The organism is Pseudorhizobium xiangyangii (assembly GCF_020531965.1).
Taxonomy (GTDB): domain Bacteria; phylum Pseudomonadota; class Alphaproteobacteria; order Rhizobiales; family Rhizobiaceae; genus Neorhizobium; species Neorhizobium xiangyangii.
On sequence record NZ_JAJAWH010000007.1, the window covers coordinates 162,834 to 176,981 of the forward strand.

The window sequence follows — 14,148 nt, forward strand, 5'->3', positions numbered from 1 at the left end:
TTCGCTATTCATGCCGCTCACTGCAAATATCTGATTTGCGATCAAAACTATAAAGTTGACGTCTCGTTCCCATATTTTCGACTAAAACGACAAGCGCCGGGGCTCTGGAGCAGCCGTCAATCATCTGCGCTGGCACCAGAAGCCCGCATCTGCTCCTCAGCGTCGTCGCCGGTAACGTCTCCATCGGATTTGCAACAAACGCCCGGCCCGTAACCTGGAACCAGGGTAAACACGACGCCGCCCTCCTCGAAAGCCCGGCGTATTTGCGTTGCCGTCGATCGGTGCAGCTGATGCCGGCATCCCTCATAGTCTCGAATCGTACTGCGAGAGACTTCCGAGCGCTCAGCCAATTGCTCCTGCGTCCAGTTGAGCAGGCCGCGCGCCGCGCGACATAATGACGGCGTCAGATTTGCGTCCAAAACTTCTTGACCCATGCCACCTAACCCACCATATTGGCGAATATACCCCATTTTGGGGGAAATTCAAATATGGTGTCGCAAGGCGGAAAAGCTATACTTCGGGACCCGTAGCTGCGTACTGCAGATGCGAATCAAGGTTCTGCGGTCACTGGCGGCCAGGAGATTATAAGGTTGGGGTAATCACGCAGTCGGCTCTTCTCATACTGGTGATGGCACTTCCTTTTGTCGGAAGCATCCTCATTGCACTCTTGCTCAGGACGAATTCGAGGCTTTTGCCCGCGTCGGTAGCCGGCTTTATCGCGGCAACAGTCGCGATTGCCACAGCAGCTCTCTATCCTTTCGTAAGAAATGGCGGTGTCGTTCGCTTCGAAGCCGAATGGCTGCCACAGCTTGGGGTCAACCTCACGCTGCGAATGGACGGGTTCGCGTGGATGTTTGCCATGCTGGTGGCGATCATCGGGCTCATGGTTGTCCTTTATGCCCGTTACTATATGTCCGAGGACGATCCCGTCCCCCGGTTCTTCTCCTTCCTGCTCGCGTTCATGGGTTCGATGCTCGGCATTGTCGTCTCCGGCAATGTCATCCTGCTCGCGGTTTTCTGGGAACTCACAAGCCTCTCGTCCTTCCTGCTGATCAGCTACTGGCACCAGAACCCGGCAGCCCGCGACGGCGCGCGCATGGCGCTGACCGTCACCGCGACCGGCGGTTTCTGCCTGCTCGTCGGCCTGTTGATCCTTGGAAACATCGTCGGCAGCTACGATCTCGACGCCATCCTCGCCGCCGGTGACCAGATCAAGGCTGATCCGCTTTACCTCACAAGCCTTGTCCTCATCCTCCTTGGTGCCTTCACCAAGAGCGCGCAGTTCCCGTTTCATTTCTGGCTGCCGAACGCCATGGCGGCACCGACCCCCGTTTCCGCCTACCTGCACTCGGCGACCATGGTGAAGGCCGGCGTATTTTTGCTTGTGCGCCTTTCCCCGGCTCTTTCCGGTACGTACGAGTGGTTCATACTTGTCGGGCTTGCCGGCATCACCACCCTTGTCCTCGGCGCCTATTTCGCGATGTTCCAGCAAGACCTGAAAGGCTTGCTGGCCTATTCCACGATAAGCCATCTTGGGCTCATCACGACTCTTCTCAGCCTTGGCAGTCCTGTCGCGACAGTTGCCGCCATATTCCACATGATGAACCACGCCACATTCAAGGCGTCGCTCTTCATGGCCGCAGGCATTATCGACCATGAGACCGGCACCCGCGACATGCGGCGCTTGAGCGGACTCTTACGATATCTTCCGATCACCGGGCGGCTGGCCATGATCGCCAGCGCCGCGATGGCCGGCGTACCTCTTCTGAACGGCTTCCTCTCCAAGGAAATGTTCTTTGCCGAGGCCGTCGAAACCCATGCGGATTCGTGGCTTGACACTGCGCTGCCCTATCTTGCCGTCATCGCAAGTGCCTTCAGCGTCGCCTATTCCCTTCGCTTCATTCATACGGTCTTCTTCGGCCCGCCACCGGTCGATCTCCCAAATCCCAAGCCGCACGAACCACCACACTGGATGCGCTTTCCAATCGAGTTTCTGGTTGTCGCCTGCCTTGTCGTCGGTATCGTTCCGAATTTCACCATTGGGCCTTTCCTTGAGGTCGCAGCTTTCAGCGTACTGGGTGAATCCACGCCGGAGTACAGCCTCTCGATCTGGCACGGCTTCAATATCCCGCTGATGATGAGCCTGCTTGCCCTCTCAATGGGCATCGCGATCTACGTCGTATTCCGGGATTACTTCTCGCGATGCGATGACGGGCCTCCGTGGTTCCGCCACCTGCGTGGTCAACGTATCTTCGAGCGCGTCCTCGTCACACTTTCCTGGCGTTGGGCAAGAAGCCTTGAAGGACGGCTCGGAACCAGGAATCTGCAGCCACAGCTGAGATGGGTGACCTTTATCGGGTTCATGGCCGCGCTCCTGCCCCTGTATTTGTCTGGTTTCCAGCCGCGCATGATTGCCCCTTCCGGCGTGGATGCCCCATTCCTCGGGATGTGGATCGTCGGAGGGTGCCTGGCCATCGGAACCGCCTACCTTGCTAAGTATCATCGTCTTGCGGCCCTTGTGATGCTTGGGGGCGTCGGACTGATCGTATGCACGACTTTTGTCTGGCTCTCCGCCCCCGATCTGGCCGTAACGCAATTGCTGGTGGAGATCGTCACCACCGTGCTGATTCTGCTTGGCTTGCGTTGGCTCCCCAAGAGGGCGAACACACTCAAGGACGAGCTGACATTCCGCGCCCGCTTCAGACGTTTCCGGGACTTCCTTCTGGCATCGATCTGCGGGGTCGGCATGGCTTTCATAGCCTACGCCGTGATGACCATGAGGGTCCCCGACGCGATCGCCAATTTCTTGCTGGAGAACGCCTATACGCAGGGTGGTGGGCGCAACGTCGTCAACGTCATCCTCGTCGATTTCCGTGGCTTCGATACGCTCGGAGAGATTACCGTTCTCGGCATTGTGGCACTCACGGTCTATGCCCTGCTGCGCCGCTTCCGTCCGGCCTCCGACAGCATGGCGCCGCCTGAGCAGCAACGGGCTCAGTCAGTATTTGATGAACAGCAGCCGGATCGCGATGTCGGCGATACCGTACGCGACTACCTGCTCGTGCCGTCAGTGATCATGCAGTGGCTCTTCCCGGTCGTCATCACGCTGGCAATCTACATTTTCATCCGTGGACACGATCTGCCGGGTGGCGGCTTCTCCGCCGGCCTGACAATGTCGATAGCCTTCCTGCTGCAATATCTTGCGGGCGGCACCCGCTGGGCGGAGGAGCGCATCCGCATCCTGCCGCTGCATTGGATGGGGTCTGGACTTCTGGTCGCAGCGGCAACGGGAATTGGCTCCTGGTTGCTTGGCTACCCCTTCCTCACATCGCATTCGCGCTATCTGGACCTGCCCTTGATTGGAAAAGTACCGGCCGCCAGCGCAATGTTGTTCGATCTCGGCGTGTTCCTTCTCGTCGTGGGCTCGACAGTGCTCATCCTCGTCGCACTGGCACACCAGTCGGTCCGTATCAACCGGATACGCGCGATCGATGAATCAAGAGAGGAGCCCAGCTGATGGAACTCGTTCTCGCAATTGCCATCGGTATCATGACCAGCTGCGGCGTATGGCTGATCCTGCGCCCGCGCACCTATCAGGTGATCATAGGGCTTTCTCTCCTTTCCTATGCCGTGAACCTCTTCATCTTCGGAGTCGGCGGGTTGAAATCGGATGAGCCGCCTCTTCTTGTCGACGGCGTGGCGATCGAGACACTCACCGATCCCGTTCCTCAGGCGCTTGTCCTGACGGCCATTGTGATCGGGTTCGCCACGACAGCCCTGTTCCTCGTCGTTCTCCTGGCTTCCCGGGGCCTCACCGGCAGCGACCACGTGGACGGAAGGAGCGATCGCCGATGATCGAGCTTTCACACCACCTGATTGTCCTGCCCATCCTTATCCCGTTGATTACGGGAGCGGTGCTGCTTTTCATTGCTGACCGACAGCGCGTCCTGAAGGCGTTGGTCAGCCTTACCGGTACTGTCGCGCTGGCCGCTGTCGCTCTGCTGCTCATCGGCATTGTCGCCAGCGAAAACAGCTTCGACGGGGTCTATCTCCTGGGGAACTGGGCATCACCCTTCGGCATCGTGCTGGTAATCGACAAGCTGTCCGCACTCATGGTTGCCTTGACGGCGATCATGGCCGTTCCGGTCCTCGCCTTCTCACTAGCACGCTGGCATTCCGCCGGGGCACACTTCCACAGCCTCTACCAGTTTCTCCTGATGGGCTTGAACGGAGCGTTCCTCACCGGGGACCTGTTCAACCTTTTCGTCTTCTTCGAAGTGATGCTGGCGGCGTCCTATGGCCTTCTCCTGCACGGCTCAGGCCCGCTGCGTGTGAAGGCAGGGATGCACTATATCGCCGTCAACCTGGCTGCGGCGCTGCTGTTCCTGATCGGCGTCAGTCTCATCTATGGCACCGCGGGCACCCTCAACATGGCAGACCTCGCTGCCCGCATCCCGACGATCGAGCCCGATCGCCGGATGCTGATGGAGGCAGGGGCCGCCGTTCTCGGCGTCGCATTCCTGACCAAGGCCGGCATGTGGCCGCTCTGCTTCTGGCTGCCCAGCGCCTACAGCGTGGCGGCTGCCCCCGTTGCCGCCATTTTCACGTTGATGAGCAAGGTTGGCATCTACATCATCCTGCGTCTGACAACGCTCCTGTTTTCCGAAGGTCCGTCTGCCGGCTTCGGGTCCGACGTTCTGCTCTACGGCGGCATGGCAACGCTGGCGTTCGGAACGATCGGCGTCCTGGCATCGCAGGCGTTGGGTCGCATCGGAGCCTATTCGGTGCTCGTGTCCTCCGGCACATTGCTGGCCGTCATTGGCCTCGACGATTCCGCGGCTATATCCGGCGGACTTCTCTATCTTCTTAGCTCCAGCCTCACGCTCGGCGCGTTTTTCATGCTGGTCGAGCTGGTCGAGCGCGGCCAGGACGCGGGTGCATCGGTTCTTGCCGTCACCATGGAGGCTTATGGCGACGCGGACGACGAGATTCCGGAGGAAGGAGAAGGCGTCACCATGCCGGGGACCCTGGCCGTGCTCGGCATTTGTTTTGCCGCCTGCGCCATCCTCCTGTCCGGTCTGCCGCCACTGTCCGGGTTCGTGGCCAAGTTTGCGATGCTGTCGGCATTGATCGGCACCGGTTCTATCGGCGTCCCCCCCACAGCTCCGGCACTCGCCGTCGTCACGTTGGTCATCCTCGGCGGACTTGCCACGCTTATTGCCCTGACCCGCGCTGGTATTCGCACTTTCTGGAGCTCTATTGAGGGAACCGTGCCACGGGTGCTGGTCATCGAGATCGTTCCCGTCATGTTGATCCTCGCACTGACGGCCGCACTGACAGTAAAGGCTGGCCCGGCACTGGCCTTCATGGAAGCAACCATCCGAGGGGTGACTGGACCGCAAGCCTATATCGGAGCCGTGGAGAAGACCGTGCCGCTGCCCTCGTGGCGGGACCTGCAGCCGTCGGCAAAGGGGGATTGACGAATGTTCCCTTATCCACTTCTCACTATTGCCCTGCTGGTGATGTGGCTGCTGCTCAACGACTTCACGCTCGGCCATCTTCTGCTTGGCAGCATCGTCGCCGTCTTCGCCTCCTGGGGCATGGCGGCGTTGCGTCCGGACAAGCCGAAGCTGCGCAAATGGTATCTGCTGCCAAAGCTTTTTGCCATCGTCATGGTGGACGTCATCCGTTCAAACCTGGCGGTCAGCTGGGTTATTTTGCGCGGCCGCACGAGGGGGCACCACGCCTCGTTCATCAACCTGCCGCTCGATATCGATGATCCGACGGCACTTGCCGTTTTTGCCGTCATCATAACAAGCACGCCCGGTTCGGCCTGGCTGGAATATGACTCTCGCCGGCGCTCCGTACTCATCCATGTCCTCGACCTTATCGACGAGGACGAGTGGCGGGACCAGCTCAAGAACCGCTACGAAAAATTGCTGCTGGAGATCTTCTCATGAGCGCGATCATCATCTTCACCTCCGTCAGCATTGCCCAGGTGATACTCATGATCGCCATGGCCATATCCTCGGTGCGCATGTTTTACGGACCGCGGGCTCAGGACCGCATCATCGGCCTTGACGCACTTTACGTGAACGCCATGCTGTTGCTGGTAACGTTCGGCATTGGCACCGGGCGGACCGTCTACTTCGAGGCGGCGCTGGTCATCGGACTTCTTGGCTTCGTCTCGTCCGTCTCTCTCGCGAAATTCCTTATGCGAGGGGAGGTGATCGAATGATCTACTCCGCAGCCGACGTACCGGTCTGGGCAGCCGCCGCGATTGCCTTCTTCTTGCTGTTCGGCGCGCTCCTCGCCTTGATCGGCGCCATCGGCTTCCTGCGCCTTCCGACGTTCTACGAGCGCATCCATGCGCCGACACTTTCGACGAGCTGGGGCACTGGCGGCATCATGACGGCCTCGATCCTGTTCTTCAGCATCGCCGGAGGCCGCCTCGTTGCACATGAAATCCTGATCGGTATCTTCATCACCGTCACCACCCCGGTAACCTTCATGCTCCTGGCACGTGCGGCTCTCCATCGCGACCGTGTCGAGAACCACCCCGACGTGCCCACCAGGGCCGAGCTCGTGGTGAGCACCATCCAGGACAGAGCATCGGATGAGAAAGGCGCATAAGCAGCATTTTGCCCTAAAAACCGGCAACCACCTAATTCATGGCAAAATATTTGCCTCGCATGCAGTAAATTGCAGTTTTCTACCGCTCATCCGTTCCTAGTTTCTGGCAATTAGATGTCATCACCGACTTCTGAAAGGAACTATAATGAACCTGTTCAAGACTTTTGCCGCGGCGGCTATCGTTCAGGTCATCGCGATGGCGCCTGCTTACGCGGGCGAGAACCTCGACCAGATCAAATCGGCCGGGGTCATCAAGATCGGCACGGAGGGGACCTACGCTCCCTTCACCTTCCACGATGCAAGTAATGAGCTGGTCGGCTTCGATGTCGAAATCGGCAAGGCGGTTGCCGAAAAGCTCGGCGTAACTGCCGAGTTCGTCGAAGGCAAGTGGGATGGTCTTATCGCTGGACTTGATGCGAGCCGCTACGATGCCGTTATCAATCAGGTGGGCATCACGGAAGCACGCAAGCAGAAGTACGACTTCTCCGATCCCTACATCGCATCGAAGGCCGTGCTGATCGTTCGCGAGAACAACGATGAGATCAAAGGCTTCGAAGACTTGAAGGGCAAGAGCTCGGCACAATCTCTGACCAGCAACTTCGGCAAGCTGGCGCAGGACGCCGGTGCAGAGCTCGTGGGAACGGATGGCTTCGACCAGTCCATCCAGCTGGTCTTGACCGGCCGTGCCGATGCCACGATCAACGACAGCCTCTCCTTCCTCGACTTCAAGAAGCAGAAGGCCGACGCGCCTGTGAAAATTGTGGCCGAGAAGCCTGACGCCGATTATTCGGGCATCATCGTCCGCAAGGGTGATCCAGAGCTTGTAGCGGCAATCAACAAGGCGCTTGCCGATATCAAGGCTGACGGCACCTATCAGGCGATCTCCGAAAAATACTTCGGTCAGGACGTTTCCAAGTAAACTCGAGTTTGGCGCAAAGCCCCTCCCCAAAAGGGAGGGGCTTAACCTGTACCACGCTCGCTGTTATTGATTTTAGCGGTCGTCTTTGGCCTCCTCCCATTGTGGGGGAGATGGCAGGCAGGCCGGAGGGGGACTTTGCCCCTGCCCTACACCTCACAGGCGAGAAACCAACGTGCCTCACTGGCTTCAATTGATGATGGATTCGCTGCCCACGCTTTTGTGGGCAGGGGTAAAGTTCACCATACCGCTGACGCTACTCTCCTTCACACTAGGCCTGATTCTGGGTTTGGTGACGGCAGTGACGCGGCTGTTCGGACCTACCCCACTCGTTCTGATCGCCCGATTCTACGTCTGGGTCATTCGCGGCACGCCGTTGCTCGTGCAACTCTTCGTCATCTTCTATGGCCTGCCGAGCATCGGCATCCTGCTCGATGCCTTCCCGGCCGCTCTGATCGGTTTCACGCTCAATGTCGGCGCCTATTCGTCCGAAATCATTCGCGCCGTCACTGCCTCGGTTCCAAAGGGACAGTGGGAGGCCGCCTATTCGATTGGGATGAACTGGCGCCAGGCAATGACCCGGACAATCCTTCCCCAGGCCGCACGCGTGGCGGTCCCGCCGTTGTCGAACACCTTCATCTCGCTGGTCAAGGACACCTCGCTGGCGGCAGCAATCACCGTTCCGGAACTCTTTCAATCTGCCCAGCGGGTCGTTGCCACGACCTATGAACCGCTCATCCTGTATATCGAGGCGGCGCTGATCTACCTCGCCATGAGTTCGGTTCTGTCATCTCTGCAAGCCCGCCTCGAGGTACGCTTTGCCCGCTATGGCGGCATGCTGGAGGCGAACCGATGATCGAGCTCACCAATATCGAGAAACGCTTCGGCGACGCGGTCATTCTCAAGAATATCTCCCTTCGTTTCCCTGAGGGCAGCGTCACTGCATTGGTCGGCCCCTCCGGCGGGGGCAAGAGTACGCTGCTGCGCTGCATCAACCTTTTGGAACTGCCAAGCGCCGGTGCCGTGCGCATCGGCGACGATCGCATCGAATTCGTCCCGGAGCGCAAGGTCCCGTGGCAGGCGATCCAGAAGATCCGCCGCCAGACAGGTATGGTGTTCCAGAACTTCCAGCTGTTCCCGCACCGGACCGCACTTGAAAACGTCATGGAAGGGCTTGTCACCGTTCTGAAATGGCCCCGCGAAAAGGCGCAAGCGCGCGCTATGGAACTGCTGACCAAGGTGGGAATGGCGCACAAGACGGACGCCTGGCCTGCAACACTGTCCGGAGGCCAGCAGCAGCGCGTGGCTATTGCACGGGCACTTGCCCCTTCGCCTCAGGTACTGCTCTGCGACGAACCAACTTCAGCTCTCGACCCTGAACTCTCGGCTGAAGTCGTAGAGGTTCTCGGAAAGCTGGCTCGGGAGGGCACCACGATGGTGATGGCGACGCACGACCTTCGGCTTGCCTCCCGCATCGCCAACCACGTCGTCTTCCTCGAGGCGGGCGAGGTGGTGGAATCCGGCAGCGCCGAAGCCATATTCAATGCGCCCAAGCACGAGCGCACGCGCCGCTTCGTATCGTCAATCAACGCCGCCCAGACATTGTGACCGCGAGGGATCTTCAGCGGCAGAAGGCATACTCCCGTGGCCGCGTTAACCATGTTTTCGATTTGGCCTAAGCGTGACGACTTCCTCCAGCGAATTATGTTAACCTTTCGTTAACGTTTTGAGCCGGAGCCGCACATGAGTGGAAAACACGTCGTTTGGAAAGCTGTCGCCGCAACGCTGATGATGGCTGCGGCCGCACCTGCATCAGCGGGCGACGGCTGGAGCAGTTCCACTCGCGGCTTCGGGCATCAGCACCATCACAGGTTCGGCCCGACGGTCGGTTATACGACGCCCGTCACGCGCGTAGCCGGTGTCGGCACTTTCAGCCGTTCCGTCTGGGTGCTGAACCGCGACCACATGGAAACTTCGACGAGCCCACCGGTTGCACCTATGGCAAAGATCATCGATGTGGACAGCGCAATGCGATCCGACAGCACGTCACCATCGAGTGCTTGCTCTTACGAGGCCGGCGTCTGCGTGATCCGGTCGGCATACTAGGTGAAACGCCACACCGTCGTTTTCTTGATCTCGCTGTCTTCCAGGGCGCGGGTAACCGGTACCTCGTAGACCCCAAGCGGCTGAAGGAAGTCCTTGGGTAGATAGCTTCGCCCTGGATCTCCCACCAGGACGACCTTGCCCGTGTCCGCTAATGTGCTGAACCAGGGGATAAGCGCCTCTGCGAAACCGCGATCGTAGAAGACATCGCCCGCCAGCACCACGTCCGCATCCAGGCAGGTGCCCACGAGGTCTGCCGCAGTGAACTCCAGTGCCACGCCGTTGGCGTCGGCGTTCAGCGACACGGCGTGGGCTGTCCAGGGATCGATGTCGGCGGCCAGCACTGTCCTGGCACCGGCCAGTTTCGCAGCGATGGCGACCAGACCCGAACCTGCCGCGAAATCAAGAACCCGCTTTCCGGCAACCGTTTCCGGATGGTCCAGGATGTAGCGCGCCAATCCCTGCCCTCCAGCCCAGGCGAATGCCCAGAACGGCGGCGGAAGACCGATCTTTTCAAGCTCATCCTCGGTCTTCTGCCACAACTCATGCGCCTCATCGGCGAGATAAAGCCGAATCTCGGGAACATGAGGTTGCGACAGAAGCGCTGTGTTGGCGAGGATGAACGCGCGAGGATCGGTCTTCACGCAAGCCTCATTCGGGCGAGCGCGGCGGGTTATCCAGTCCGCCGATCCGGCAAATCTCCAGATACTCCTCGTCGGTGACCGGCTGCACGGAAAGCCGCATCGACGTCACGAGCGACATCGCCTCGAACTTCGGATTGGCCTTGATTTCCTTCAACGTCACCGGCTTCGGCATATCGCAAACGGCGCGGATGTCGACACAGTCCCAGCGGGCATCGCCATCGGCGGTCGAGTCCGGGTGGCTGAGGGCACAGACCTCTACGATGCCGACAATCTCTAGGCCTTCGTTCGAGTGATAGAAAAAGCCTTTGTCGCCGATCTTCATGGTCCGCATGTTGTTGCGGGCCTGGTAGTTACGAACCCCGGTCCACTCTTCGCCGGCCTCTCCCTTCGCCTTCTGCATTTCCCAGGACCACTTGAATGGCTCGGACTTGTACAGCCAGTACGCCATTTTCGCTTATGCCTCCGGCTTGTTGAAGACCCAGTTGTAGGGTTTGACCTCGACCTTCTCGAATAGACCAGCCAGATAATAGGGGTCGGCTTCCGCGAGCGCACGGGCTGCAGCCATATCTCCAGCCTCGACGATCACCAGGCTGCCGTTCGGCTTGCCCTCATCATCCAGGAACGGACCAGCCATCTTCAATGTGCCTTCGGCGTTCAGCTTGTTGAGATGGTCGAGATGCGCCGGTCGCGTATCCATTCGGGCATTGAGATGGCCGGGCTTGTCGGTGCACAGGAAGGCAAAAAGCATCGAATGTCTCTCCGTTCAATTATTCAGTGGTAATGGGGCGGGTCATAAGCCGCTCGACAGCGGCGGGGATTTCAAGCTTGCCAGCAATGATGTCGGCAACGGCATTGGTCAGGGGTAGCTCGACGCCATGTTTCCTCCCAAGCTCTGCAGCAAGCGCGGCGGCAAAGGCGCCTTCGACAAGCTCGTTTCCGCCGCCGTCGAACCCATGCTTGCCGAGGGCAATACCGTAGCGAAGATTACGGGACTGATGGCTCGTCCCCGTCAACACAAGGTCTCCCAGACCGGAAAGACCTCGCATCGTCTCAGCCCGTCCGCCCATCTGTTCGGCGAGACGCGACATCTCGGCGAGGCCGCGCGATATGAGCGCCGCGCGGGCCGATTCTCCAAGACCGGCGCCTTCGACGATGCCGCAGGCGATCGCCAGCACGTTCTTGAGCGCTCCGCCCAGTTGAACCCCAACAGGATCCGTCGAGGCATACAGTCGGAATGTCGGTGTCGACAGAGCATGTGCCAGCCGGTCCGCCACGGCACCGTCTCGCGCAGCGATGGTCATGGCGGTGGGCAAACCTCGTGCGATATCCGCTGCGAAGCCCGGACCGCTCAAGGCTGCCGCGGGCCGCGCCTCCAGTTCGCGTTCCAGCACTTCGGTCAGCAGGGCGCCGGAGGTTCGATCGATACCCTTCGCACAGGTGACAACGATAGCATCCTGCATGAGATAGGGACCGTAATGCCGCGCAGCATCCAGTTGCGCCTGCGATGGCATCGCGAACAGCACGATACTGGCTTCCGAGATTGCATCGGGCTCGGCGGAGAATTGCAGCGCATCCGGCAGCACCACGCCCGGCAGCGCTGCGTCGTGCGTCCCCATGTCTCTTAGGTCGCTCATGACAGACGGGTTGCGGCCAATTAGGGTGACAGGCGACCTTGATTGCAGAGCCATGACGGAGGCGAGCGCGGTGCCGAAGGCTCCTGCACCGATCACGACGATGGTCTCACCGACACTCATGCTTTTGCTCCTCGTTTGCCTGATCCGAGCATTGTCTGCGCATTACTGTCCAGGGGCCAGCGGGAACGGGGCTGAACCTCGAGTGAATCAGGCGGCAGGTCTTCCGCCATGCGCTCGAGACCAGCCCACGCAATCATCGCCGCATTATCCGTACAAAGCCTCAGGGGCGGCGCAATGAACCGGAAGCCGTGCTCGATGCAAAGCGCCTGCAGGGTCCGCCGGATCTCCTGGTTCGCAGCGACGCCACCAGCCACGACCAGCGCCGGATCCACATCCAGGTCGGCGAATTCCTCTCGAAACCGCGCAAGCCCTCGGCCTATGCGATCCTTCAACGTACGGGAAACAGCCTTCTGGAACGAGGCGCAGATGTCCGCCACATCCTGCTCGCTGAGTGGCGCGATCTGGGTCGCCGCTTGCCGGACAGCGGTCTTCAAGCCGGAAAATGAAAAGTCGAGGCGCGCTTCGCCCACCAATGGTCGCGGCAACTTGAACCGGTCGGCGTTACCTTGGAGAGCAGCATGCTCGACCGCCGGCCCCCCGGGATAAGGAAGACCGAGCAATTTTGCCGTCTTGTCGAAGGCCTCGCCCAGGGCATCGTCGATCGTCGTTCCCCACCGCTCGTAGAGCCCGACGCCGCGCACCAGGATCAGCTGCGTATGGCCGCCGGAAACGAGAAGCATGAGGTAGGGAAAGGAGAGCCCATCGGTCAGCCGCGCCGTGAGTGCATGACCTTCGAGATGATTGATCGCAAACAGAGGCTTGCCGGCAACGCGGGCGATAGCCTTGGCGGTCATCAGGCCGACGATCAGGCCACCGATCAATCCCGGACCGGACGTGGCCGCCACGGCATCGATGTCCGAGAGAGAAATTTCGGCACGCTGCAGAGCCTCCTCAACCAGCCCATCGATCGCCTCCACGTGTGCGCGAGCCGCAATCTCAGGCACCACGCCGCCAAATGCACTGTGTTCTTCAAGCTGCGACAAAACGACGTCGGAGACAATCTCGCCCCGCCCGTCTTCATGCCGAACGACCACTGCCGCAGCGGTTTCGTCGCAGCTTGTTTCGATACCGAGGATGCGGAGAATGGACGCCATGGGCCGATCGTTGATTGCTAGGGGTGACAAACCCGTCTACGAAGGCTTCCGGTTAACAATGGACGAAAGCGGATGCAAACAAAACCTTTCCGCATCGGCACGCGCGGTAGTCCTCTGGCGCTCGCCCAGGCTTCGGAAACACGCGCGCGGCTGATGGCAGCTCACGATCTTCCCGGGGATATGTTCGAGATCGTCGTCCTCTCCACCAAGGGAGACCGCATCACCGATCGGCCTCTTACGGAGCTTGGCGGCAAGGGCCTCTTTACGGAAGAACTGGAGCAGCAGCTTCTTACGGGCGACCTCGATTTCGCGGTACATTCGTCGAAGGACATGCCGACACGTCTTCCGGCTGGCCTGCAGCTGACGGCCTATCTTCCCCGGGAAGACTTCCGCGACGCCTTCATCGGCCGGACCGCACATAGTCTTGCCGCACTGCCTGATGGAGCAACCGTCGGGAGTTCCTCCTTGCGCCGCCAGGCCCTGATCAAGAGGATTCGGCCGGATATCAACGTCATCACCTTTCGCGGCCTGGTCGAAACGCGCCTGAGAAAGCTGGAGGAAGGGCAGGTCGATGCGACATTGCTCGCCTTTGCGGGCCTGAAGCGGCTCTCCATGCCCGATGTCGTCACCGACCTGATGGACCCAAAAGACTTTCCGCCGGCCCCCGCCCAGGGTGCCATCTGCGTCGAAAGCCGGATCGACGATGCACGCGTGGCAACTCTTCTCGATGCGATCAACGACCGCGCGACATATGATGCCGTCACGTGCGAACGGGCGTTCCTCGGCGCGCTCGACGGCTCGTGCCGCACGCCGATCGCCGGCTATGCGCTTTGTGAGGGAGATCACCTTCGGTTTTCAGGCCTGATCCTGACACCGGACGGCCGCCAGGAATATTCCGTTGAGCTGGAAGGTTCTCGGAATGAAGCCGAAACGGTCGGTCGGCGGGCGGGCGAGACGGTCCGCACGGCTGCGGGCCCGGGCTTCTTCGAAAGCTGGACTTAGCC

At 60.1% G+C, this 14,148-nt stretch carries 17 protein-coding genes; 11 read left to right on the forward strand and 6 right to left on the reverse strand.

The window, feature by feature from the left end; all coding sequences use genetic code 11:
- Positions 1-116: 116 nt before the first annotated feature.
- A complete protein-coding gene (locus LH464_RS08230; RefSeq protein ID WP_226785894.1) occupies positions 117-434 on the reverse strand; it encodes a helix-turn-helix transcriptional regulator in 318 nt (105 codons plus the stop codon).
- A 164-nt stretch (positions 435-598) separates the two neighbouring features.
- Here LH464_RS08230 and LH464_RS08235 point away from each other — a divergent pair, with 164 nt between their 5' ends.
- The 10 genes from LH464_RS08235 (at position 599) to LH464_RS08280 (ending at position 9,655) form a co-directional block, all read left to right on the forward strand.
- On the forward strand, positions 599-3,517 hold the full coding sequence (locus tag LH464_RS08235) for a monovalent cation/H+ antiporter subunit A (protein WP_226785949.1): 2,919 nt from the start codon (positions 599-601) through the stop codon (positions 3,515-3,517).
- Positions 3,517-3,855 carry a Na+/H+ antiporter subunit C gene (locus tag LH464_RS08240; protein WP_226785895.1) on the forward strand — a complete coding sequence of 113 codons (339 nt, stop codon included), beginning with the start codon at positions 3,517-3,519 and terminating at the stop codon, positions 3,853-3,855. The genes LH464_RS08235 and LH464_RS08240 overlap by 1 nt, the downstream gene beginning before the upstream one ends.
- Positions 3,852-5,480, forward strand: coding sequence for a monovalent cation/H+ antiporter subunit D (locus LH464_RS08245; protein ID WP_226785896.1), 1,629 nt, complete (start codon positions 3,852-3,854; stop codon positions 5,478-5,480). Before LH464_RS08240 ends, LH464_RS08245 begins: the two co-directional genes overlap by 4 nt.
- Before the next feature lie 3 nt (positions 5,481-5,483).
- Entirely contained in the window at positions 5,484-5,960 is a 477-nt protein-coding gene (locus LH464_RS08250; RefSeq protein ID WP_226785897.1) for a Na+/H+ antiporter subunit E, read from the forward strand.
- Complete coding sequence (locus LH464_RS08255; RefSeq protein WP_226785898.1) at positions 5,957-6,238, forward strand: K+/H+ antiporter subunit F; 282 nt, start codon at positions 5,957-5,959, stop codon at positions 6,236-6,238. Before LH464_RS08250 ends, LH464_RS08255 begins: the two co-directional genes overlap by 4 nt.
- Complete coding sequence (gene mnhG, locus LH464_RS08260) at positions 6,235-6,633, forward strand: monovalent cation/H(+) antiporter subunit G (RefSeq protein WP_226785899.1); 399 nt, start codon at positions 6,235-6,237, stop codon at positions 6,631-6,633. Before LH464_RS08255 ends, mnhG begins: the two co-directional genes overlap by 4 nt.
- Positions 6,634-6,778: 145 nt before the next feature.
- Positions 6,779-7,552 carry an amino acid ABC transporter substrate-binding protein gene (locus LH464_RS08265; protein ID WP_226785900.1) on the forward strand — a complete coding sequence of 258 codons (774 nt, stop codon included), beginning with the start codon at positions 6,779-6,781 and terminating at the stop codon, positions 7,550-7,552.
- Positions 7,553-7,724: 172 nt separating this feature from the next.
- Positions 7,725-8,405: an amino acid ABC transporter permease gene (locus tag LH464_RS08270; protein WP_226785901.1), complete on the forward strand. Its 681-nt coding sequence runs from the start codon at positions 7,725-7,727 to the stop codon at positions 8,403-8,405.
- The gene (locus LH464_RS08275; RefSeq protein ID WP_226785902.1) at positions 8,402-9,157 is read left to right on the forward strand and encodes an amino acid ABC transporter ATP-binding protein; all 756 of its coding nucleotides are present in this window, start codon (positions 8,402-8,404) and stop codon (positions 9,155-9,157) included. Before LH464_RS08270 ends, LH464_RS08275 begins: the two co-directional genes overlap by 4 nt.
- Before the next feature lie 135 nt (positions 9,158-9,292).
- Positions 9,293-9,655, forward strand: a complete 363-nt coding sequence (locus tag LH464_RS08280) for a hypothetical protein (protein ID WP_226785903.1) — start codon at positions 9,293-9,295, stop codon at positions 9,653-9,655.
- On the opposite strand, the gene LH464_RS08285 is transcribed toward LH464_RS08280, so the two are convergent.
- The 5 genes from LH464_RS08285 to tsaD are packed head-to-tail and all read right to left on the reverse strand — an operon-like array spanning position 9,652 to position 13,144.
- Positions 9,652-10,296: a class I SAM-dependent methyltransferase gene (locus LH464_RS08285; protein ID WP_226785904.1), complete on the reverse strand. Its 645-nt coding sequence runs from the start codon at positions 10,294-10,296 to the stop codon at positions 9,652-9,654. The genes LH464_RS08280 and LH464_RS08285 overlap by 4 nt on opposite strands.
- A gap of 7 nt (positions 10,297-10,303) precedes the next feature.
- The gene (locus tag LH464_RS08290) at positions 10,304-10,744 is read right to left on the reverse strand and encodes an EVE domain-containing protein (protein ID WP_226785905.1); all 441 of its coding nucleotides are present in this window, start codon (positions 10,742-10,744) and stop codon (positions 10,304-10,306) included.
- A 6-nt stretch (positions 10,745-10,750) separates the two neighbouring features.
- On the reverse strand, positions 10,751-11,044 hold the full coding sequence (locus LH464_RS08295; RefSeq protein WP_226785906.1) for a YciI-like protein: 294 nt from the start codon (positions 11,042-11,044) through the stop codon (positions 10,751-10,753).
- 19 nt (positions 11,045-11,063) lie between these two features.
- Positions 11,064-12,050 (reverse strand): NAD(P)H-dependent glycerol-3-phosphate dehydrogenase, encoded by a 987-nt coding sequence (locus tag LH464_RS08300; RefSeq protein ID WP_226785907.1) that lies wholly within the window; start codon positions 12,048-12,050, stop codon positions 11,064-11,066.
- A complete protein-coding gene (tsaD, locus tag LH464_RS08305; RefSeq protein WP_226785908.1) occupies positions 12,047-13,144 on the reverse strand; it encodes a tRNA (adenosine(37)-N6)-threonylcarbamoyltransferase complex transferase subunit TsaD in 1,098 nt (365 codons plus the stop codon). The genes LH464_RS08300 and tsaD overlap by 4 nt, the downstream gene beginning before the upstream one ends.
- Positions 13,145-13,216: 72 nt before the next feature.
- Here tsaD and hemC point away from each other — a divergent pair, with 72 nt between their 5' ends.
- Positions 13,217-14,146, forward strand: coding sequence for a hydroxymethylbilane synthase (gene hemC, locus LH464_RS08310; protein WP_226785909.1), 930 nt, complete (start codon positions 13,217-13,219; stop codon positions 14,144-14,146).
- The last annotated feature ends 2 nt before the right edge of the window (positions 14,147-14,148 follow it).